The sequence below is a fragment of the Corynebacterium sp. LaCa78 genome (assembly GCF_046717505.1).
GTDB lineage: Bacteria > Actinomycetota > Actinomycetes > Mycobacteriales > Mycobacteriaceae > Corynebacterium.
Map to the genome: position 1 here is coordinate 1,590,326 of NZ_CP177112.1, position 21,278 is coordinate 1,611,603.

17 protein-coding genes are annotated in these 21,278 nt (G+C 59.6%); 1 reads left to right on the forward strand and 16 read right to left on the reverse strand.

Annotated features, from left to right (window positions below; translation table 11 throughout):
• Nucleotides 1-37: 37 nt before the first annotated feature.
• The 16 genes from ffh to ACLI1O_RS07735 form a co-directional block, all read right to left on the reverse strand.
• Nucleotides 38-1,678, reverse strand: a complete 1,641-nt coding sequence (gene ffh / locus ACLI1O_RS07660; protein ID WP_005278622.1) for a signal recognition particle protein — start codon at nucleotides 1,676-1,678, stop codon at nucleotides 38-40.
• A gap of 51 nt (nucleotides 1,679-1,729) precedes the next feature.
• Nucleotides 1,730-3,862, reverse strand: coding sequence for a [protein-PII] uridylyltransferase (locus ACLI1O_RS07665; RefSeq protein WP_239269463.1), 2,133 nt, complete (start codon nucleotides 3,860-3,862; stop codon nucleotides 1,730-1,732).
• Between the two features lie 6 nt (nucleotides 3,863-3,868).
• Complete coding sequence (locus ACLI1O_RS07670; protein ID WP_005278617.1) at nucleotides 3,869-4,207, reverse strand: P-II family nitrogen regulator; 339 nt, start codon at nucleotides 4,205-4,207, stop codon at nucleotides 3,869-3,871.
• A 227-nt stretch (nucleotides 4,208-4,434) separates the two neighbouring features.
• Entirely contained in the window at nucleotides 4,435-4,803 is a 369-nt protein-coding gene (locus tag ACLI1O_RS07675) for a Na+/H+ antiporter subunit G (protein WP_239269462.1), read from the reverse strand.
• Nucleotides 4,804-4,806: 3 nt separating this feature from the next.
• On the reverse strand, nucleotides 4,807-5,097 hold the full coding sequence (locus tag ACLI1O_RS07680) for a cation:proton antiporter (protein ID WP_005278611.1): 291 nt from the start codon (nucleotides 5,095-5,097) through the stop codon (nucleotides 4,807-4,809).
• The gene (locus ACLI1O_RS07685; RefSeq protein ID WP_005278609.1) at nucleotides 5,094-5,627 is read right to left on the reverse strand and encodes a monovalent cation/H+ antiporter subunit E; all 534 of its coding nucleotides are present in this window, start codon (nucleotides 5,625-5,627) and stop codon (nucleotides 5,094-5,096) included. Before ACLI1O_RS07685 ends, ACLI1O_RS07680 begins: the two co-directional genes overlap by 4 nt.
• Nucleotides 5,628-7,169 (reverse strand): monovalent cation/H+ antiporter subunit D family protein, encoded by a 1,542-nt coding sequence (locus tag ACLI1O_RS07690; RefSeq protein WP_239269460.1) that lies wholly within the window; start codon nucleotides 7,167-7,169, stop codon nucleotides 5,628-5,630.
• Nucleotides 7,169-7,645 (reverse strand): sodium:proton antiporter, encoded by a 477-nt coding sequence (locus ACLI1O_RS07695; protein WP_239269459.1) that lies wholly within the window; start codon nucleotides 7,643-7,645, stop codon nucleotides 7,169-7,171. The genes ACLI1O_RS07690 and ACLI1O_RS07695 overlap by 1 nt, the downstream gene beginning before the upstream one ends.
• Entirely contained in the window at nucleotides 7,645-10,620 is a 2,976-nt protein-coding gene (locus tag ACLI1O_RS07700) for a DUF4040 family protein (protein WP_239269458.1), read from the reverse strand. The genes ACLI1O_RS07695 and ACLI1O_RS07700 overlap by 1 nt, the downstream gene beginning before the upstream one ends.
• A gap of 249 nt (nucleotides 10,621-10,869) precedes the next feature.
• The gene (gene ftsY / locus ACLI1O_RS07705) at nucleotides 10,870-12,897 is read right to left on the reverse strand and encodes a signal recognition particle-docking protein FtsY (RefSeq protein WP_239269457.1); all 2,028 of its coding nucleotides are present in this window, start codon (nucleotides 12,895-12,897) and stop codon (nucleotides 10,870-10,872) included.
• 54 nt (nucleotides 12,898-12,951) lie between these two features.
• On the reverse strand, nucleotides 12,952-16,464 hold the full coding sequence (gene smc, locus ACLI1O_RS07710; protein WP_411706796.1) for a chromosome segregation protein SMC: 3,513 nt from the start codon (nucleotides 16,462-16,464) through the stop codon (nucleotides 12,952-12,954).
• 57 nt (nucleotides 16,465-16,521) lie between these two features.
• Nucleotides 16,522-16,800 (reverse strand): acylphosphatase, encoded by a 279-nt coding sequence (locus ACLI1O_RS07715; RefSeq protein WP_239269455.1) that lies wholly within the window; start codon nucleotides 16,798-16,800, stop codon nucleotides 16,522-16,524.
• A gap of 18 nt (nucleotides 16,801-16,818) precedes the next feature.
• Nucleotides 16,819-18,321 (reverse strand): alanine/glycine:cation symporter family protein, encoded by a 1,503-nt coding sequence (locus tag ACLI1O_RS07720; protein ID WP_239269454.1) that lies wholly within the window; start codon nucleotides 18,319-18,321, stop codon nucleotides 16,819-16,821.
• A gap of 53 nt (nucleotides 18,322-18,374) precedes the next feature.
• A complete protein-coding gene (gene mutM, locus ACLI1O_RS07725) occupies nucleotides 18,375-19,190 on the reverse strand; it encodes a bifunctional DNA-formamidopyrimidine glycosylase/DNA-(apurinic or apyrimidinic site) lyase (protein WP_239269453.1) in 816 nt (271 codons plus the stop codon).
• Between the two features lie 3 nt (nucleotides 19,191-19,193).
• On the reverse strand, nucleotides 19,194-19,964 hold the full coding sequence (rnc, locus tag ACLI1O_RS07730) for a ribonuclease III (RefSeq protein WP_239269452.1): 771 nt from the start codon (nucleotides 19,962-19,964) through the stop codon (nucleotides 19,194-19,196).
• Nucleotides 19,961-20,509, reverse strand: coding sequence for a YceD family protein (locus tag ACLI1O_RS07735; protein ID WP_239275467.1), 549 nt, complete (start codon nucleotides 20,507-20,509; stop codon nucleotides 19,961-19,963). Before ACLI1O_RS07735 ends, rnc begins: the two co-directional genes overlap by 4 nt.
• A 150-nt stretch (nucleotides 20,510-20,659) precedes the next feature.
• Between ACLI1O_RS07735 and ACLI1O_RS07740 the strand changes: the two genes are divergently transcribed.
• Nucleotides 20,660-21,277: a hypothetical protein gene (locus ACLI1O_RS07740; RefSeq protein WP_239269450.1), complete on the forward strand. Its 618-nt coding sequence runs from the start codon at nucleotides 20,660-20,662 to the stop codon at nucleotides 21,275-21,277.
• The last annotated feature ends 1 nt before the right edge of the window (nucleotide 21,278 follow it).

The following is a 21,278-nucleotide window of genomic DNA, read 5'->3' on the forward strand; positions in this document are numbered from 1 at the left end:
AAGCAATGGGCCACCTTCTATTTATTTCTCTGCGCGGCTACTTTTTACCCTTGCCAAAGTTGAGGTTATCGAGGTCGATATTCTCCATGCCTTTAGGCATCTTGGGCATACCGGGAATCTTTCCACCGCCGAGGCCACCGGCACCGCCAGCGCCTCCCATCTGCTGTTGCAGCTGCTGTAGCTCTTCCATCGACGGCATACCGCCGCCCATGCCTGGCATACCGCCCGGCATCTTGGGTCCGCGGTTGCCACCGCCGCCCTTGCCCTTCTTGCGCTTGCCGTTCTTGCCCTTGCGGCCCTTAGGCTTTTTCTTGGTGGCAGAACGTCCGCCACCTCCCATGCCAAATTGGCCGGCCATCTTGGACATCATCTTCTTGGCCTGGTTGAAGCGCTCGATGAGCTGGTTGACCTCGGAAACGCTCACACCGGAACCATTGGCGATGCGCTTGCGGCGCGATGCGTTCAAAATCTTCGGGTTCTCGCGCTCTTCTGGGGTCATACCGCGGATGATGGCCTGGATGCGATCCAGCTGCTTTTCATCCACCATGGCGGCCATCTCATTCATCTGCTTGCCGCCAGGCATCATCTTCAGCAAGTTGCCAATCGGACCCATCTTGCGGATCATCAGCATCTGGTCCAAGAAGTCATTCAGCGTCAGCTCGCCGGAGCCAAGCTTAGAGGCCGCTTCCTCGGCCTTCTGGTGATCCAGGGTGGCTTCCGCCTGCTCAATTAGGGAGAGCAGATCACCCATGCCCAGGATGCGGCTGGACATGCGCTCTGGGTGGAAGACATCGAAATCATCGAGCTTCTCACCGGTAGAGGCATACAAAATCGGCTTGCCGGTCACCTCACGAATGGACAGAGCTGCACCACCGCGAGCGTCACCATCCAGCTTCGTGAGAACCACGCCGGTAAAGTCCACGCCATCGCGGAAGGCCTCCGCCGTTTGCACGGCGTCCTGACCAATCATGGAGTCGATGACGAACAGCACTTCATCCGGGTTTACGGCGTCGCGGATATTGCGCGCCTGCGTCATCAAGGTTTCATCAATGCCCAAGCGGCCGGCGGTATCGATGATGACCACATCGTGCTGCTTCTGCTTCGCCTCAGCAATACCGCGCTTGGCGACGTCCACCGGGTCCCCGTGCGAGGTACCCATCTCGTGGTCATTGGAATCCAGGGAGGTACCTGGGTCTGGGGCAAAGGTAGGGACCTCCGCGCGCTCGCCGACGATCTGCAGCTGCTGCACAGCGCCTGGGCGCTGCAAATCACAGGCCACGAGCATCGGGGTGTGCCCCTGCTTCGTGAGGTGCTTGGCCAATTTACCGGCCAGGGTGGTTTTACCAGCACCTTGCAGACCGGCCAGCATGATGACGGTCGGAGGATTCTTGGCCAGGTTCAACCGGCGGGTTTCGCCGCCTAGGATCTCAATGAGCTCCTCATTGACGATCTTGACCACCTGTTGGGCGGGGTTGAGCGCCTCAGATACTTCCGCGCCGCGCGCGCGTTCCTTGATGCGCTTGATAAACCCGCGCACCACCGTCAGAGAAACGTCAGCTTCCAGCAATGCCAAGCGAATCTCACGAGTCGTGGCGTTGATATCCGCCTCAGTTAATTTGCCCTTGCCGCGCAGGCCCGCCAGGGCTGACTGTAGGCGGTCTGATAGTGAGTCAAACACTACGGATGCGCTCCCTTAAATTAGATCGATCTAAAGTTCAATTATTCAATCTTAGTCCCTAGCCAGGGCCCTGGTCACATTCCCCACCACCTGGGCGCGAGAAACCGAAGCTCCAAAGAACACATGCACAATCATCGTTGCACCCAAGATTTCATGGCGCAGCCACATAAACTCCGGCAAAGCCTCCACCAGATAGCCCAACGCGCCTATCCTCTCCACGGTGCGAATCTCTAAGATTCCGCCCACGTTAAACGCCGCCGTCGTGGGCTCACCTGCGATCTCGGGAAGCTCGGTGTACGTCCGCGAATTATAGGACTGGATAAACCTGTCCGGTTCCGCGGCCTCTCTAAGCGTCTTTTGCACGGTGCGGATGACAAACTCCGCCTGATAACCACCAGCATCACCGCGCACGAAATTGGCCCGCACAATGGTCCACCCTAGGGCGGAAATCAACGCAAAAATGCGCTTAAAATCCGCCTTATTGGCGCCGGACCAGGTTACTGTGACCACTTCCTCCTGCCAATCAACCGCAAGCCCTACCCCATACTCGTCCTGCGGAACACGCACTAAGGGGCGGGTCACTATGCGTGGCTTATTGGCCTCCAAGGCGCGGGCCACGATAAGGGCCTGCGCCTGAGCGGTGCGAGCGGACCAAACCCCAGGGCCCGTCGATAAGGCATCCGCCTTGGATAAGGTGGCAAGCAGCGAAATGGTCAATTGGTCATAATGGCACGCATTTAATAGGGCATCGCGCGCGGCGTCCGAACTCGGATCCATCGTCGCCGCCAATCGCGCCAGGCTCGTATGCTCTGCCACCACGGTTTGCACGCGAGATATATCCGCAAGGTTAAACCGCATGCGCGCGGCCTGCCGTGCCACCAGCTCTGCCCCTACCTGCTCGTGCGGGCGGTCATGGCCCTTGCCCAAATCGTGATACAACGCAGCCAAGAGGAGGAGATCTGGGCGGGCCACCGAGGTCCGGACCTCGGCGCAGCGCGTCACGGTGGCAACCAAGTGATAGTCCACGGAATGCATGTGGCTGCGTTCCCTGGGCAGTAAACCGCGCACATGACCCCATTCGGGGACCAAGCGCTCCCACAGGCCATAGCGATCCAGCTCCGCAATCACCCGCGGGGTATGAGAAGGCGAAGACAAAATGGCGAAAAAGTCATCGACGGCCGCCCGCGGCCACCGCTCCGGTGGAGCCGGCAGCTCCTGCAACGCCCGCCACGTCGCAGGTAATACGGAATAACCCGTCCGTGCTGCGGCCGCCGCGACTCGGGTCAACAGCCATGGATCCGCACGATTGGGCGTACGGGCCAGGGAGATAACGTCGCCATCGGCCACAACGTCCACGTCGAGGGGACGCCGCACGCGGCTCCTTCCCTGCGACTTACTAGCGCTGCGGCTACCCAAAACGTCGCGGGCTGTGGCCAAGCTACGCTCTACCGCTTCATCGACAGCAGAGGCCGCAGTTACCAATGCCGCCGTTAGCTCATAGCGGCTGTTAAAGCCCATTTCATCAGCAACATCTGCGGCAAAGTCCGGATCCAAAATATCGCGGTGGCGGCGAGCCTTTACGTGCAGCAGGGTCCGTGCATCGAGTAGCAGCCGCCGCTCTTCTTCCAGCACAGGCAGATCGCACAGATTTCCTAGGGCTAAAGCGCGCAGGAGCTGAATATCGCGCAATCCCCCTCGCCCGTTTTTTAAGTCTGGGTTGGTCATGGTGGCAACGGCGCCAGAACGGTTCCACCGGGCGATGGCGATAGCGACGAAGCTATCAAAGCCCCGCTGCAGCTGCCGCCGCCACGCGTGCAGGAGGCGCTGACGGGCGTCATCGACAAGCGGCTTCTCGCCGGCGATATACGTCAGGTCCAATTGTGCGAAGCCAGCCGAGGCGTCCTGCAGAGCGATCTCGGCGCACTCCTGCGGGGTGCGCAGGGCGAAGTCCAACCGATACTTGGCATCCCACACCGGATACCACAAGTCCTCTACCAAGCGGGGATCTGGCTCGTGGTCCTCCGGGAAGATCAAGATGACATCAATATCGGAATAGGGAGTCATCTCCTGCCTGGCTAAAGAGCCAGTTGCAGCTAGCGCCGTGTGCGGCGGCAGGTCTAAGTCCTGGAGCACGCGCACCGCCCCGGCATAAGCCTCGCTGCGAAGAGCGGATGCTGCCACCATCTGTAATTACAGGGCGGTCTCGCCGCGCTCCCCGGTGCGGATGCGGATGACGTCTTCTACCGGGGTAATCCAAATCTTGCCATCGCCAATCTTGCCGGTATAAGCGGCATCCACGATGGCATCAATGAGGTCTTCCACCTGGTCATCAGCGGTCAAAACCTCCAACTTCACCTTGGGCACAAAGTCCGTCGCGTATTCGGCGCCGCGGTAAACCTCGCTGTGCCCGCTCTGCTGCCCAAAGCCTTGGCTTTCGGTCACTGTAAGGCCGTGTACATCCTGCTGTTTTAACGCCTCCCGGATATCCGGCAGAGTAAACGGCTTAACAATGGCGGTAATTAGTTTCATTTAATCCTCCTAATGAAAAGTATAATTCGGTGGCCAAGCGCGGCGCGGATATGCTGCGTTCCAGTCTAGCCCGGCCCAACTTCCGGATGTGCCCGAATTACGGTGGCGATCTGCAATTACAACTGCATCCACTGCGTTAAACACCGCGGCAGCGCAAAGGAAACGCGGGCCGCACACCCTCCATGGAAAAGGTACGAACCCGCGCTGCACACTAGGGTAGGAAATCCCTAGATTTCGTCTTCATTGGCGAAGACGGTCTGAATTTTCTCATTATTGTGTTTGGCGTGCTTGACGTCAGTAACCGCAACGCCATAGATGGAACGTCCCAGGTAGAACGAGCCCACCGAGCCGATAATCCAGACGCCAAAGCATGCGATGAGGCCCTTGATAAGAAGCGCCAAAGAAAAGCCATCTTGACCAAAATCCACGACTAGCTTGGCGAGGATAATAAGCGGAACCGCCAACCCCACGGTCGGGCCCATCAGGTTGGCACGTGTCAGGGCATCCGGTGCGCGCCACAAGGAGACCACGGTTGCCACCACAAGGATGGTAGCCACAATGAGCAGAACCGAAGCAATAATCTCGTAAACAGCCATGGCTTATCGCCGACCTTTCGAAATAATGCGGGCCATAGACAAGGTCGGCAAAATACCGGCCGCGATGGCGCCAATCAGGGCAATGTCATAGGCCAGTGGGGCATTGTTGATCATTGACCAACCGAGGTACATGCAGATCATGCCGTAAAAGACGATGTCTGACATCACCGCGCGGGTGAGCTCATCGCGAGTGCGCAGCGCCAATAGCACCCCGCACCAGGCGGCCCCGCCCATGATGAACACGCACACCAGTACAACCCAACCGAATGGGGACAATGTTGCAAAATCAATCATCGGTCGGTCTCCTTCCTGCGTTGAATTTTCCGGGCGAGGTGCTTGGGCTTTTCGACGTCCGCCTGGCTCTCCGAAAGCGGAGTGTCCTCCGCCCGCGCGAGATCCGGCGAGCGCATATAGCGGCCCAGGGTATCCAAGGGGAATTCGTAGAAAGCCTCATCGAGCTCCGTCGTATCCCCTTGCCCAGGAACGCCATAGTCGATGCTCTTAACGCGCGGTGCCAAGTGCTCTTCCATATCGGCCAAGTCAGCCACGATCGCGGCAGGATCGGAGCCCTGTACCGCTTGTACTAGCACGATGCGGGGCAAGCCCTTGCGCGGTGGTTCGCGCAGTCCCAAGGACAGCGTGCCAGGGGTAGCGGTAATGGAGGAGGTGAACCAGAAAATCTCCCAGGCGCTGGTAACGCGCAGTGGGTACCGGATGATCACCGGGTGGTATTCGTTATCGGGCTTAAATGCTGACATCGCCAGGGTGAACCCAGCAACGAAAATCTCCTTGATGAGCCAGAGTGCATAAGCTACGGCATGCATTTATCGGCCCTCCTGAATGTCATCGATATTAGGTAGTGCGGCTGAGTCATCGCCCAAGATGGTGTCAGTATAAGCCGTCGTGTCCAGCAGTTGTTCGGCTGCGGTTTCCACCACATCAATAACCACGCCGGAAAAAATGAACATGCCCAGCGAGACCAAGATGAGCGCTGCGGAAGGTGCCATCAGCTTCTTGCGGATGATGAGCTCATCGGGAACCTTGTCCGAGGGCAGATCGTGTCCCCAGAAGGCTTCGCGCCAGACGCGCAACATCGCCAAGAATGCCGCGAAGGAGGCGATGATGATGGCGGCAATGGCAATCCAGGCCCAAGCGCCGCCATTGCGGGCGACCTCGAAGACGATCATGAGCTTGCCCCACATGCCGGAGAATGGCGGGAAGCCCACCACAGAGAAGGCACCGGCGGCAAAAATCCAGGCGATAATGGTATCGCGGCGTGCGAGGCCGGATATTTTGGTCAAGTCACCCGTGCCATAGGTCTCTTCGATAGCACCGGACGCCAGGATCAACGAGCCAACGGTCACCATGTGGTGAATCGTGTACATGATACCGGCGGCCAAGGCGCGACTTGGGTCTTCCGAGGTAAAGGCCAGCATCACCAAGATGAACGGCATACCGTTGAGCATCTGGTAACCCAGCACGCGGCGAATCGTCTTTTCGGTTAGACCACCGAAGGCACCGATCATCATCGAGATCAGCATGAGGACGATGATGAGTACGTTCCACCGCTGCTCGAGATCGAAAAGCTGCACGTACAGCCGGTAGAGCATGTAGACGGCGACCTTCGTGTGCAGGCCGGAGAAAAGGCCCATCACCGCGGCCGACGTGCCTGGATAGGTGCGCGGCAGCCAAGACTGCACCGGGAAGACACCGGCCTTGGCGGTAATCGCAATAAGGATAATGCCCGCGGCGACGGTCACCGGGCCGTTGCCGGCGGCGGCTCCCTGCAAGGCAGCCAGGTTGACCGTGCCCGTGACGGAATAGATATAGCCGACACCAACCACCAGCAGCGTGGAGGCAAAAAGGTTAACGAGGACGAACGCGCGTCCTGCCGCCAAGCGCGACCACGTGCCCGACATGGTGATAAGGCCGTAGGACGGCAACAGCATGACCTCAATGAACACGAAGAAGTTAAAGAGGTCAGCGGTCAGCAGCGCACCGCATACACCGGTGATAAGAATCAGCGTGAGCGAAGGGTAATAACGAGATTTCGTCTCCCCGCCCACGATGGCGAACCAGTTAGCGCCAAAGGCCACGATCATCGTGGTGATGATCATCAGCGCGGAGAAGGCATCCGCAACGAGCGGAATACCCACATTTCCTACGTAGAGGCCCACGGTATGCGCCACTACCCCATTGTTCATGGTGTAGATCAACAGTCCCAGGCCGGCGAAGACACCGACTCCGGGGATGATGAGCATGATCGCATCGCGAACGGCGCGCCACGGCGCCAGCAAGGCAAGAGCCGCGGCAATGAGCGGAATGCCCGGGAAAAGCGGAAGAAGTTGGGCTACAACATCAGCCATTATTTTTCATCCTCCTTCTTCCTATTTACCCCGCGCTCAGCCACGGGGGTGTCGTGGTCTACCCGGCCAATGCGATCGAGCTCATTCGCGGACTCTTCCAAAATCGCGCGGTTCTGAGCATCGCGGCCCAAGGTAGAAAATGCGTGGTCAATGGTGTTGTCATCGACGGGTTCCACAACATCGGTGTCATCGTTTTTGCCCATCGCAGCCATGGTCAACAGGATGGTCGAGGTTGCCATGGAGATAACAACGGCCGTCAGCACGAATGCCTGCGGTAGCGGGTCGGCCATCTGATCGTGGGGTACCTCTGAGGGAAATGCTTCGCCTCGGTAGGAGTACACACCAGTGGCCAACAAGGTCAGGTTGGCACCGTGGCCGAATGCCATCATGCCCAACACAATGCGGACCAGGCCGCGTTGTTGAATGAGGTAGACGGCGCCCCCGAAGAGGATGGCGATAGTTAACGCGAGAATCATTACTTCTCCCCTCCTCGGTTGGCGTTAGAACGGCGACGTTGCTTTGTCTTTGCCTCTTTGGGGCTGAGCAAAGCGAGCGGATCCGTCGACGGGTTGATTGGGTCTGGATACGGATCGTCCGCATCCTCAACGGCGATGCGCGGCGTGGCCGGCAGGGCCGAGTCATCATCATGAATCCACGGCAGGAAGTCCCGCTCAGTACCTGGCCTGAGGTAGCCGCCCAAGGCGTTGATGGCCATCGTGAGCATGCCCAACACGGCCAGGTAAATACCGAGGTCGAAGATGAGGGACGTCGTCCAGTGCTGGCCAAAGGCTTCGCCGTGCAAGGCAGTGAGGAAACCACCATTGCCAAAGCCGTCGTGCCAGTAACCAATAAAGCCTGCCAATAGCGCCGTAATGATGCCGATGCCGGTCAGATGCACTGGGGTCATCCGGCCAAAGACGATTTCATCGGAACCGCGGGACAGATAGGTCAGGCCAATGGCCGCACCCATAATCAGCGCCGCGGGGAATCCGCCGCCGGAGGCATTGTGCCCGCGGAAGAAGACGATGACGGACATGATGATGAGCAAAGGAATGACAATATTGATTCCCTTGCGCAGCGGCACGGAGTTCAGCTGCGACTGACCGAAAGGCGCTGGGCGCGTACCCGAGCTGAACGGGAAGCGCGGCAGCGTCGTAGTAATGGCTGCAATAACGACGGCGGCCATGCCCAGCACGGACAGCTCGCCCAAGGTATCGAGTGCACGGAATTCCACGATGATGGTGGCCACGACGTTATCGCCACCCGTGATATCCGGTGCCTCGTCGAGGTACCACAGCGCCAAGTCCGAGCGTTCGTGGCGGCCCATCAGGCCCCAGACGCCGAGGAAGGCAGCGATACCGGCCAATACGGCGATAACGATGGAGCCTACCCTGCGGGATTTATCAGTAACCGGCTGGAAGGTCTCCGGCAGGTAACGCAGCACCATCATCATGACGACCACGGACAGGGCTTCCACCATGAACTGGGTCAGCGCGACGTCCGGTGCGCCCAAGAGGAACATTTGCAAGGTAACGCCCGTACCTGCGATGCCGATCATGACGGCGCCGGTTAGGCGGTTCTTGGTGCGTACCAGCCCGAATACGGACAAGGCAATGATACCCAACGGCAGCAGGTCCCACGGGTTATCGAGACCATCGACGCGCGGTTGCAGCGGTACGCCGTCGACCCCCTCGCCAAACAAGGTAGTCCCCGCCAGGACGATAATCACAATGACGATCGGCAGGATGTGACGGGACGGGTTGTGGGAATCGGACATCTTGCCCAATACCTGGCCGAGCTTGGCGCAGCCATCTTGCAGGCTTTGCAGGAGCTCGTTGCCGCTGCGCGGCATGAAGTTGCGTCCCTCGAAGGCCGGCCACATCTTCTTGCGGGCAAAGAGACCGGCAATACCGGCCACCAGCACGAGAATCGAAATGATGAATGGAACGTTGATTCCATGCCATACCGCAAGGTGAGAATGCGTTTCCATGCCCACGGCGCCAACGGCATGCTCCAAAGGCTCATCGAAAATACCCAAGACGAAGACGAGCGGCAGGGACATAAAGCCCGGCAGCGCCGCGGGAAGCCACAGGGCAACTGGGGCTTCGTGGACATCGTCCATAGAGCGCGGCCCATCGAAGAATGCACCGAAGACGATCTTCGCCGAGTAGGTGAAGGTAAAGAAGGCACCGATACCTGCCACGGCAAGCAAGATTGCTTGCCCTGCGCCGCCAATGGGGGCGTCCTCAAAGGCGGTGAGCATTCCTTCCTTGGACACGAAGCCCAGCAGCGGAGGAACCGCAGCCATGGAGGCGGCGCCGATGACGACAGAGCCAAACGTCCACGGCATCTTATTCCACAGCGGGCCAAGGCGACGGATATCGCGCGAACCCGCTTCATGGTCAATGACGCCGATGAGCATGAACAGCGAGGACTTAAAGAGCGCGTGGGCCAAGGTGTGCACCAGTGCTGCCCCAATAGCGAACGGGGTACCGACACCGATGGTGGCCACAATCCAACCCAGGTGAGACACGGTGGAATATGCGGTCAGCTTCTTCAGGTCCGTCTTTTGCACCGCGAATACCGCGGACATAACCGCCGTGCCCATACCGACGACGATGAGCACCCAGTTCCACACCGCGACATCGTAGAAGACCGTGGAGAAGCGAATGAGCAGGTAAATACCCGCCTTGACCACGGCCGCGGCGTGCAGGAACGCCGAGACAGGCGTAGCGGCGGCCATGGCTTCTGGCAGCCAGAAGTGGAATGGGAATTGAGCGGACTTGGTAAAAGCAGAAGCCGCGATAAGCACGGCAACGCTCGCGGTCACGCCGGGGCGCTCATCCCATACCGAGGATGCGAGGATCTCAGAAATGGTGGTCGAACCGGTGGTCACTGCGGCGATGCCCAATGCCGTCAATAGCGTAAGGCCACCGATAAAGGTCAGGATTAAGGTGCGCTGCGAACCTGCCTCTCCCCCGGAGCCAGAACGCGCAATGAGCATGAAGGAAGCCAAGGAGACAAGCTCCCAGGCGAGGAATAGGACAACAACGTCATTGGCCAGAACCAGCAACAAGATGGACAGCGTGAACGCCGTCATCAATGTATAAAAGCTCGTATTTCCCTCATTTTTCGGGAGATACGCTGCCGAGTACGTCAGCACGACAGCGCCAATGACAAGAGCCAACATGGCGAAGAAGATGCTCAATGCATCTCCACGCAGAGCGAAACTTACATCAACCCCCGGTGCAATAAAATCGCGTACCCAGGTGGCTTGGAAACTGAGTTCCTGCCCCGCTGCAATGGCAGAAAAATCCTTAGCAATGAGCACCGCTGCGATGAGAAAGAGGACGGCTAATGGATAGCCCGCCTGTCGGTCCATGACCTTTACGGTCACCGGTGCCAAGATCACTGCCAATGCTGCGAGGAGGACAGCAAAAAGTAGCGTCACGAAATACTTGCCTCACGAACCTTGGTCTTGGATTGGTGCGAATTTCGCACCGAATCACTAAATACAGCCCTACCAGATTACCATTGCTCACCAGCTCAATGCAGATCACAGCAATCCAGGGCTCCCCATGCTCGCAGGACATACCTGCAAGGCACATAGGCGCGAAAAACTCCCCAGCACCCGCGACTACTTCATTTAATGAGCAGCCAGGTACTGGGGAGTTATCTAAAACGGTTGAGGGAGAAGACCCTATTTCTCACCTAGCAAGGCATCGACGAATCCTTCGACTTCGAATGGCGCAAGGTCATCGGCACCCTCGCCCAAGCCCACAAGCTTGACTGGAACGCCCAACTCCTCTTGCACTTGGAAGACGATGCCGCCCTTCGCCGTGCCATCCAACTTGGTGAGCACCACGCCGGAAATATCCACGACCTCGCGGAAAATGCGAGCCTGTGCCAGGCCGTTTTGGCCCACCGTGGCATCGAGGACCAAGAGGACCTCATCAACCTCGGTCTTCTTTTCTACGACGCGCTTGACCTTGCCCAGCTGATCCATCAGGTCAGTCGAGGTGTGCAGGCGGCCGGCCGTATCGACCAAGACGACATCGACCTGCTGTTCCACACCGGTGGCCACGGCATCAAAGGCCACGGAGGCTGGGTCTGCGCCTTCCTTGCCACGCACGGTTTCGGCGCCCACGCGGCGTCCCCACGTTTCTAGCTGGTCTGCAGCCGCAGCACGGAAGGTATCTGCCGCACCCAACAGGACGCTGTGATCCATCGATACGAGAACGCGGGCGAGCTTACCGGTGGTGGTGGTCTTACCGGTGCCGTTGACGCCTACGACCATGACAATGGCGGGCTTTCCGTCATTGGGCATCGCGCGAATGGAGCGATCCATTTCTGGGTGGCACGCCTCGATGAGGCATTCACGCAGCATGGCGCGGGCCTCTTCCTCGCTCGACACGCCACGCTCAGCAATCTTGTCGCGCAAGGAATCGGTGACCTTCATCGTGGACTTGGTGCCCAGATCCGCCATGATGAGGGTATCTTCGATTTCCTCCCAGGCGTCTTCGTCCAGATCGCCGGCGGAAAGAATTCCCATCAAGCCTTGGCCGATGGCGTTCTGGGAACGAGAGAGGCGCCCGCGCAGACGGCCGAGGCGGCCTCCCGCCGGAGCGATGTCCTCGGTGGGCTGGGCCGCCGCAGCAGGTTCGCCTTCTGGCACCGGAGTTTGTTCCTTGGCTGCTTCCGCAGCATCCGTTTGTGCATCGGCTGCAGCCGCAGCTTCTTCTGCTTCCTCGTGGTTATCGACGCGTTCTTCGATGTGGTCTGCGTCTTTATCATCTACCACCTCATCGAAGACCGGGGATTCATCCTCTACCTCGGCGGCCTCGACGGATACAACGTCTTCCGGGTCTTTTTCTTCATGGTCTGGCTCGCCGCGGTGGTAGTCGTTCGCACTTTCTGCCGCAGGTTTCTCGGCGGCGGCTGGGGCGGAGTGCTCGCTGTCCTCTACTTCTTTATCCTTTGCTTCCGCCTTTGCGGAAGCAGGTGCGGAAGCTTGCGCGGAATCCGGCTTGTCAGAATGATCCTTTGCCTCATCTGCGGCGGATTCCTGGCGGTCACCAGAGGCTGCAGCAGCGGCGCCGACTCCCCCAGCTGCGGCCCCAGCGGCAGCCGCAGTACCGGCAGCGCCTTTGCCTTCAGGCTTATCCGCCGCAGGCTTGGGTTCCGGTTCCGGAGTGGTGGCAGGATCGGACTCGGCCTTAGCTTTATCGCCATCGCCGTCCGCTGCAGGTTGCTCAGGTTCTGCGGACTTCTTTGACTGCTCGTCAGATGCAGATTCTTGGCGCTGCGGTTCTTCCTCCTTGGCCGCCTTATCGGGGGCAGCGTTCTTATCCTTAGCCGGTTCAGGTCGCTTGGCCGCCGGCGGCTCTTCACCGTTGAGCTGGGCATTCGCGATATCGGTGGCGCTGGGCTCTGACTGCTCCGAAGATTCCGGCTGCTGCGGCTGCTTAGCCTGCTGCGGTTGAGTCTGCTGCGGCTTCTCCTGCGCTACCTTTTCGGGTTCTTTTGAGCCTGCTGGGGCAAAGTTGAAGCCAGACTTCGCCTGGTAATTGCCGGACTTTTGCTCCTGGGTTAGCTGTTTGGGCTCTTCCTTGGGTTTTTCGAAAGAAACCTTCTTGGATTCACCGCGCTTTTTGCCGATTGCAATGAAGACGACAATCAGCACAATGACAACGACTGCTATGCCGATCCATAACCATAAAGAATTCATGCCTCTATAGTGCCAGCCTTTCGGGCTTGCGGCACATAAGGGCGGCGAAATCTTCTATTCCGTTGATTGCGGTGCATCAACTCCAAGCCGCGTCGCATCCTGGCTCGCTTGCTCGGCTCCCGGCGCGAGTCCGGCTGGATTCATGCGCTGGGAGATGACCCGGGTGATGCCATCGCCGCGCATGGTCACGCCATAGAGGACATTGGCCACATCCATGGTCGGCTTTTGGTGCGTGATGACAATGAGCTGGGAATCTTTCCGCAGTTCCTCGAATAAGGCGATGAGCCGGCGCAGGTTGACATCATCAAGCGCTGCCTCGACCTCATCCATGACGTAGAACGGGCTGGGGCGCGCACGGAAGATCGCCACGAGCATGGCCAGCGCGGTAAGGGATTTCTCGCCGCCGGAAAGCAGCGACAGGCGCTTGACCTTCTTGCCTGGCGGCCGGGCTTCGACCTCGATGCCGGTGGTGAGCATGTCTTCTGGCTCGGTAAGGATTAACCGGCCCTCTCCACCCGGGAAGAGGGTATTGAATACCTTGGGAAACTCTGCTTCCACATCCCGCCAGGCATCGGTAAACAGCTGCAGGATCTGCTTATCCACGTCCGAAATCACCCCGGCGAGATCCTGGCGGGCTTGGATGACATCGTCTAGCTGCGTAGAAAGGTAGCTGTAGCGCTCTTCCAGCGCCTTATATTCCTCCAAGGCCAAGGGGTTGACCTTGCCCAAGGAGTTCAAATCCTTTTCCGCCTGCTGCAGTCGCGACTTTTCCGCGCTGCGGTCGAAGTCTTCGCCCGGGGTGAAATCGCGCAAAAGGTCAGCGATAGCGATGCCCAGTTGTTCGCCAATCTTTTTTTCGGCTTCATCTAGGCGCACCTGCGCCTGCGAACGAGCTAGCTCTGCTTCATGCGCCCGTGCTGTTAGCCGGTCGCTATTTTGACGTGCGGCCGATACCGCCTGCTTGGCCTGCTGCAATTGGGAATTTAAGGAGTTGCGCTCGTGGACAAACTCATCGCGCTCGGAGGTGGCGCGGCTTAAAAGCTGGTTTGCCCGGGCTGCCAAGTCCTGTGCGTGCCGTGCCACCGCTGATGCCAATTGCCCCTGCGCCTTGCGGCGGGCCATGGCCTGTTCATGGCGGGCCTTCGCTTGGCGCTCGTGTTGGACCTGGCGCCGCAAATTATCGGCCTTGCCGGCAACTTGACCCACGCGCTCTTGCGCCGAGCGGGCCGCGACTTGGGCCTCCATTTCCATGGATTTTACCTCTTCCAGCGCGGCCGAGGCGGCATCCCTATCGGCGGACGAGGGCTCGTCTGGTTGATCGTCGGCATCGACGCGGGCGAGCCTATCGCGGGCATCGGCAAGCTCCTGGTTGGCTTTCTGCAACCGGATCTCGATCTCGGTGGCGCGCTGCGCGGACTTTTCCAGCTCCGCCTTATTTGCCTCGTACTGCTTCTCCAGGCGGTGATGATCGCGCTTCCAGGCATCAACCTCGGTATCGTGCTCCCGCAATGCTGCCTTGGCGGATGCGGCCGTCACGCGGGCATCCTCGGCGGCAATCTTTGCCCCCTTCAAGGTGCCAGAAAGCTCGTGCAGGGCTTGATTTGCCTGCTCTAACTCCTCTTCAGCCTCCGCGATGCGGGCGGTGACCTCCACGGTGGACGAGGAACCGGTGCCGACCTCGACCCACCCTTCGCCGATGACAACCCCGGACGCGGTCACGGCGCGCAGGCGCGGATCATCGGCCACGAGGCGCCGGCCGTGGGCAATATCGGGGACGAGGGCGACATCGGCAAGCAGCCGGTGCAACGCCACCGAAACCTCAGGTTGCACCGTGACGTGATCCAGCAACCAGGAAGCTTGCGGCGGCAGATCGGCATCGACGCGCCACGAACTCGCGGGCGCTGAAGCCGCCGCATCTAGCAGCGCCGAGCGCGGGCCCTTCTCCAGATCCGCAATCAAGCCCTCGGTCAACTGCCCCGCCTGCGCCTCTGCGAAGGTGCCCAACGCGGCCGCAACCGCCGATTCATAGGTGGTGGAAATATACGCGGCCAATGGCTGGAATTCTTCGCCCACCTCGACCGACTCGGGGATGGTCTGGGACAGCGTATCGATGCGGGACCGCAACGTATAGACACTGCGCTCGCGCTCGCGCTGGGCATCGCGGAGCTGATCCAAGCGCTTATCGGCAGCACCGGACTCGCTGGCAGCCCGCGTATGCGCCTCCTCCAAAGGCTGGCGCTCCGCGGCATAATTATCCAACTTCTGCGCTACCTCAGCGGCTTCTGCCTGCGCATTCTGGGTGCGGCGCTGCAGCGAAGCCACGGCCTCTTCCTGCCGCGCCAGCTCTTCTTCCGCGCTGGCTACCTGCCCCGCCGCCTTTTCTTCGGCGGCAAAAAGGCGCACAACTCCCTCGCGGCGGTCCGCAATGGCGCGCACCTGTGCCATATGTTCGTGCTCGGCGGCCTCGAATGCTTGCCGACGCTCCGCCACTTCCTCCCGAATGCTTTCTAACCGCTCCGCAGCTTCTTCTGCCGCTACCACGAGCTCCTCGTGTTCCTCGTCCGCGCGCGTCGCCTTGGCCTCAAGATCATCCGGATCCTGGCCGGCATAGGCGACCTGGGACCCGGCATTATCCGCCCGCTCCTCTGCGATGCGCTGGGTCGCCGCAATGCGCTCGGACAAGGTCGAGAGATCAAACCACAGTTTTTGGGCCGCTTCCGCTTGCGGATTGACCTCCTCCAGCTGGGTTTCCAGCTCCATTTGGTGCTCGGTCGCTTCTTCGAGCTGCGCCGTGGTCTCTTCCACCTGGGTAGATAAGACCGTCGCGGTCTGCTCGGCAGCGGAAAGCTTCTGCCGCAGGCCGACGATGCGGCCTCCGGCCAGGCGCAGGCGCGCATCGCGCACATCAGCCTGCACCGTGGCCGCGCGCTGGGCAGCTTCTGCCTGCCGCGCCAAGGGCTTGAGTTGTTTTCCCAGCTCATCAGTCAAATCCTGCAGGCGGTCCAAATTGGCCTGCATGCCCGTGAGTTTGCGCTGGGCTTTTTCTTTGCGGCGGCGGTGTTTGAGGACACCTGCGGCTTCCTCGATATAGGAGCGGCGATCCTCGGGGCGCGATTCTAGAATTTCAGAAAGCTTGCCCTGCCCCACGATGATGTGCATCTCTCGGCCAATGCCGGAATCAGAAAGCAGCTCCTGGATATCCATCAACCGGGCCTTTGCCCCATTGATTTCGTATTCGCTCGCGCCGTCGCGGAACATGCGGCGGGTAACAGATACCTCGGAGTACTCGATGGGCAGCGCACCATCGGCATTATCGATGGTGAGCGTGACCTCGGCTCGGCCCAGTTGCTTGCGGTCGCCTGCCCCGGCGAAGATGACGTCTTGCATCTTGCCGCCGCGCAGGGTCTTTGCGCTAGCCTCTCCCATGACCCAGGCAAGGGCATCGACCACGTTGGATTTGCCGGAACCGTTCGGGCCGACAACAGCGCAGATGCCCGGCTCAAATTTGAGAGACGTCGCCGACGCGAATGACTTAAAGCCTTTGAGCGTCAGCGATTTCAGGTGCATTTGGGATAGTGTAGCAAGCCTTTAAGACACGAGTTGCAGCAAGCATTGGGTTGGCTATTAGCGCTCGACAAAGCCGCTTTCGCCCTTCGCAGCAGCCCACTGCTCGACCACTAAATCGACGCTGCCGGGGCGGCGGGTGGTGCTCGGTTGCTCCTGCAATAGTTCCAAGAGCTTCTCGCAGTCTGTGCGCGGGCCCTCAGCAACAACCTGCACGCGGCCGTCTGCCAGGTTGGTCGCATGCCCAGAAAGGCCTAATTCCAGTGCGCGCGACCGCGTCCACCAGCGAAAGCCCACTCCTTGCACGTTGCCGTGCACAAAAGCCGTCATTCTTTCCATGTCACTGCACCATCCTCATTAGTAGCGATCGGCCTCGCCGCGATCGCGCAAGATTTTACGGTCCGCAGCGCTGCGGCGGGTCACTGGGTCAGAACCGTCCCAGCACTCCACGCCGGGCACACCCGGAAGCATATCGCGGTGGAAGACCGGATCGACTCCCTTACTGCGCTGCTCGTTGAAGTTCTTCAGCAATTGAATGGCCACGCCGGATAACGGAACAATGGCGATGATATTCAGGATCACCATCGTCGCCGCACCGGTATCCGCCAGGGCGAAGACCAATGGCAGGGACCCGACGGCACCGAACCAGACAAAGAACAGCACCACGAGGCGGAAGGTATTGAGCACCGTCTTATTGGTGGTGAGGTATTCCAGGTTGGCTTCTGCCAAATAGTAATTGCCCAAGATGGAAGAAAAAGCCAGGAAGAACAGGATGAAGCTGACGAAGTGAATGCCCCAGTGGCCAACCTCGGCGGACAAGGCCGCCTGGGTAAGGGAAACGCCCTCGGCCTCTTCACCGTAGGCAACTTCCGGGCCAAGCAGGATCAGGAAGGCGGTAATGGTACAGACCACGATGGTGTCGAAGTACACGCCCAAGGTCTGCACCAGGCCCTGCTTTACCGGGTGGGAGACGGTGGCGGTCGCCGCCGCGTTAGGAGCAGAACCTTCGCCGGCCTCATTGGAAAACAGGCCACGCTGGATGCCCTTCATCATAGCGGTGCTGATGCCCGCACCGGCGATTTCCTTAAAGCCAAGCGCGTGGCCGATGATATCGCCCAGCATGCCCGGGACCTTGTCAAAGTTCGTAATGACCACGAAGCCACCTATGAGCAGGTACGCCAGGGCCATAAACGGAACGACTACCTGGGTGATATTGGCAATGCGCTTCACGCCGCCAAAAATGATGAGGCCCGCGGCAATCGCGATGATGATGCCAATGATGGAGCCAAAGGTGGCATCGTCTTCGCGGCCGAAGGAAAAGGCCACGGCCTCTACAATGGCGTTGGTCTGGAAGGAGTTATAGACCAAGCCAAAGGTAAAGACGATAGCAATAGAGAAAAGAACGCCGAGCGGGCCCCAGCCCAGGCCACGCTTCATGTAGTAGGCCGGCCCGCCGCGGTACGTATCGCCATTGCGGACCTTCCACAGCTGCGCCAGGGTGGATTCCACGAAGGCGGTCGCACCACCAAGGAGGGCGATGATCCACATCCAGAAGACGGCGCCAGGTCCGCCTACGGAGATGGCCACCGCGACGCCGGCAACGTTGCCGGTGCCCACGCGCGATGCTGCGGAGATGGTAAATGCCTTAAATGCGGAGATTCCCCCGCTTCCTGCGCCCTCATCCTCATCATCGCTGTTGGGTCGCTCGACCACGGCGCGCAGCATATCGGGTACTTTGCGAATCTGCACCACCGCGGTACGAGCGCCAAATAACAGGCCTGCACCGATAAGCAGCCAGGGCAGGATGTATGTCCACACGCCATCGTTAAATGTCGTGACGACATTTTCGAGAAATTCCATGCGAATTAATTTACTGCCTGAAGGTGCACAACGTGAACCTCACGGGTGCGAGATTATTGGCAGTGGGGGCAATAATGGCTCGAGCGTCCCCCGATAACACACCGCTCAATGGGCGTGCCGCAGCGGGAACATGGCTGGCCAGCGCGGCCATAAGCTGCAAGCGAGCGCGCGAAATAGCCGGATTCACCATTGACGTTAACGTACAAAGAATCAAAGCTCGTTCCCCCCGCTTTGAGGGCGGCAGACATCACGGTCTGCGCCGCGCTTAATAGCGCCACGGCGTCTTTTTGCCGCAGCGCAGAAGCTTTCTTGCGCGGTGAAATGCGTGCTGCCCACAGCGCTTCATCTGCGTAGATATTGCCAATGCCAGATACCAGCGATTGATCCAATAGCGCCGTTTTTGCCGCGGTTTTCTTCTGCCGCAGGCGGCGCGCAGCGCTAGCGATATCAAAATCGGGTTCCAGGGGATCCAAGCCGATATGGGAGATCTTGGACCACGGCGCATATAGCCAGTATCCAAAGGTGCGCTGGTCCACAAAGTGCAGGTCGGTGCCATCGCTGAGCCCTACCGTGATGCGGCGGTGCGGCGAATCGGTAGGGCCGATGCGCAACTGACCCGACATGCCTAAGTGAATAAAAAGCACGTCGCGGTGGCTATCCATCGGGTCCTCCCCCACGAATTCCAGCCACATGAATTTGCCGCGGCGGGCCACCGCGGCGATTTCCTTGCCCACGACAAGGCCCGCCAGCGGTTCATCTTGGCCGCGGTTCGCCCGCGGGTGCGCAATGTCTACCGCCGTAATTTCTTTGCCCACGACGTAGGTTTCCACCCCGCGGCGCACCGATTCTACTTCGGGCAACTCTGGCATTATTTAGCCTTCTTTATGGGCGGTCCCTTGCACCAGCAACGGGGTTTCGCGCAGGGTTTGGCATGCTTCTTGCGCGGCCTGCTGCTCCGCTAATTTCTTATTGTGGCCCTGCCCATTTCCCACGGTCAGCCCGGCGACGGTGGCAACCGCGCTGAAGGTTTGATCGTGTTCTGGGCCGGTAGCGGTAGCCGAATAGACCGGCATGGGTGCTTTCAACTCAGCACACAGCTCTTGCAAGGTGGTCTTCCAGTCCAAGTGGCGCCCGCTGACGGAGGCATTATCGATCTTTTCCGCAAAGAGGCGCAGGATGACATCGCGGGCGGTTTCAAAGCCGTGCTCGCGGTAAATGGCACCAAAAATCGCCTCGGTGGTATCCGCAAGGATGGAATCCTTATCCCGCCCACCGGTGGACTGCTCGCCCTTGCCCAATAAGATATGCGGACCCAGGTTAATCTCACGCGCGATATCGGAAAGCCCATAGCGCGAGACAATGGAGGCGCGCATCTTAGAGATATCGGATTCCGGGCGCGATGGATACGTCACGTACAGCTTCGCGGCCACCGATAGCCCTAAGACGGCATCGCCCAAGAACTCAAGGCGCTCGTTATTAGGCAGGTGGCCGTTTTCATTGGCAAAGGAACGGTGTGTGAGCGCCAAGCGCAGACTGTCCGGTTCCAGGGCAACGCCGAGCGATTCCAAGAGCGAGCTGTGGTCCACCGCCGCAAAGGCGGCCTCCCATGCCTCGTGCCCGGTCAGCTTCTTCTTGCGGCTCATAGGAACTTCTCCAGACCTGCCCAGCGCGGGTCTATCTTCTCCTCTTCCTCTTCTTCCCCGGAGATTCCGGTGGTCACACCCTCTGGGGTCTGAATATCGCAGCCGTCTTCGCAGACGGGGGCGAAGGGAAGGTTCAGGCCGACTTCATCAATCACCGCCTGGAGTAGATCCAGCTCATCGTCTTGGATTTCGGGGATTTCATCGCCCGAACCGGCATCGTCAGAATCGGCGTCATCGCCGCTGACAAAGGATTCATCGGCGGCAAAAACCTGGGTCACGTGCAAATCCAGCTGCGGGTGTAGCTCTTTTAAGCAGCGCGCACACTCGCCCGTGAGAACACCCGAGATATCTGCATCAACCAGAACGCCTGAACCCAGCGGGGTCAGGGTCGCGGCAACGGTGAGATCTTCGCCTTTGGGGATGGCGATCATTTCCACGCCGATCCTTTCCGGTGCAGGGCCCGTCTGGGTGCGTTGTTCCGGCATTACGTCAGCGCCTTGGGCGTTTAATAATTCGCCCACATCGAACTTCAATGGAGATGTCATAACAGTTGGTAGTCTACCCTGCCTCGCAAACTCCGCGTAGTTGCTGGCACGACCGCATTTTCTGGCAAGAAACTGAAGGTTTGGGCATAAAGCGCTATGGCTTGCCGGTTTTCCCTTTCCTGCAGGCCGCGGCGGCCTTAGCCTGAAAGCATGACTTACCACTTGGCCGCGGCCTCAGGAGATTTGAGCGCTATCGCTCCTAGATTCGGAGTGTTGTGCTGCCTTCCCGCCACCTTCTTGGTCATCTCTGGGTTAGTCCTCCATCGCCTGCCCAAGGCTGACCACTCTGGCATCTACGGCGACAAGGGCCTGCGCCTTTCCTCCGCCCTCATCCTCAGCATGTGTGCGGGGCTTATCTCCGGCGCGATTTTGGTCATTCCCTCCGGCCTCGACCTCACGGTGCTTACCGGCGCCCTTGTATTTTCCGCCAGCGCCGCCGCCATTACGTGGCTCTCGCGCGAAGCCCTTGCCTGCGCGCTGCTTTGCGTCGGCGCCATGTTCCTGACCGCAGGCGCGGTTATTAGTCTTAGCGCGATGTTCTTCCCCCAAGACTTTATGAGCGGCTCGATGACCTCGCTCACCTCCTACTTCACCACGGCCCTGGTCACCTTCCTCTTACCCGGCCTGGTCAGCGCGGGGATTGTAGCCTTCGTAGCGGTCCAGAGCCAGCGCCCTCACCCTGCTACGAATACTGCTGACGCCGCGCTTGCCGATGCCCCCTCATCGTCCCCCACGCCGCGCTACTCCAACTCTCGCAGCTCGGTCTAGC

Excerpts from the sequence above, each read along its gene's own strand:
- ACLI1O_RS07665 (WP_239269463.1), bottom strand. The coding sequence starts at position 3,862 with ATGGTGGCAGCATCCGCTCTTCGCAGCGAGGCTTATGCCGGGGCGGTG.
- ACLI1O_RS07670 (WP_005278617.1), bottom strand. The coding sequence starts at position 4,207 with ATGAAACTAATTACCGCCATTGTTAAGCCGTTTACTCTGCCGGATATC.
- ACLI1O_RS07675 (WP_239269462.1), bottom strand. The coding sequence starts at position 4,803 with ATGGCTGTTTACGAGATTATTGCTTCGGTTCTGCTCATTGTGGCTACC.
- ACLI1O_RS07680 (WP_005278611.1), bottom strand. The coding sequence starts at position 5,097 with ATGATTGATTTTGCAACATTGTCCCCATTCGGTTGGGTTGTACTGGTG.
- ACLI1O_RS07685 (WP_005278609.1), bottom strand. The coding sequence starts at position 5,627 with ATGCATGCCGTAGCTTATGCACTCTGGCTCATCAAGGAGATTTTCGTT.
- ACLI1O_RS07690 (WP_239269460.1), bottom strand. The coding sequence starts at position 7,169 with ATGGCTGATGTTGTAGCCCAACTTCTTCCGCTTTTCCCGGGCATTCCG.
- ACLI1O_RS07695 (WP_239269459.1), bottom strand. The coding sequence starts at position 7,645 with ATGATTCTCGCGTTAACTATCGCCATCCTCTTCGGGGGCGCCGTCTAC.
- ftsY (WP_239269457.1), bottom strand. The coding sequence starts at position 12,897 with ATGAATTCTTTATGGTTATGGATCGGCATAGCAGTCGTTGTCATTGTG.
- smc (WP_411706796.1), bottom strand. The coding sequence starts at position 16,464 with ATGCACCTGAAATCGCTGACGCTCAAAGGCTTTAAGTCATTCGCGTCG.
- ACLI1O_RS07715 (WP_239269455.1), bottom strand. The coding sequence starts at position 16,800 with ATGGAAAGAATGACGGCTTTTGTGCACGGCAACGTGCAAGGAGTGGGC.
- ACLI1O_RS07720 (WP_239269454.1), bottom strand. The coding sequence starts at position 18,321 with ATGGAATTTCTCGAAAATGTCGTCACGACATTTAACGATGGCGTGTGG.
- mutM (WP_239269453.1), bottom strand. The coding sequence starts at position 19,190 with ATGCCAGAGTTGCCCGAAGTAGAATCGGTGCGCCGCGGGGTGGAAACC.
- rnc (WP_239269452.1), bottom strand. The coding sequence starts at position 19,964 with ATGAGCCGCAAGAAGAAGCTGACCGGGCACGAGGCATGGGAGGCCGCC.
- ACLI1O_RS07735 (WP_239275467.1), bottom strand. The coding sequence starts at position 20,509 with ATGACATCTCCATTGAAGTTCGATGTGGGCGAATTATTAAACGCCCAA.
- ACLI1O_RS07740 (WP_239269450.1), top strand. The coding sequence starts at position 20,660 with ATGACTTACCACTTGGCCGCGGCCTCAGGAGATTTGAGCGCTATCGCT.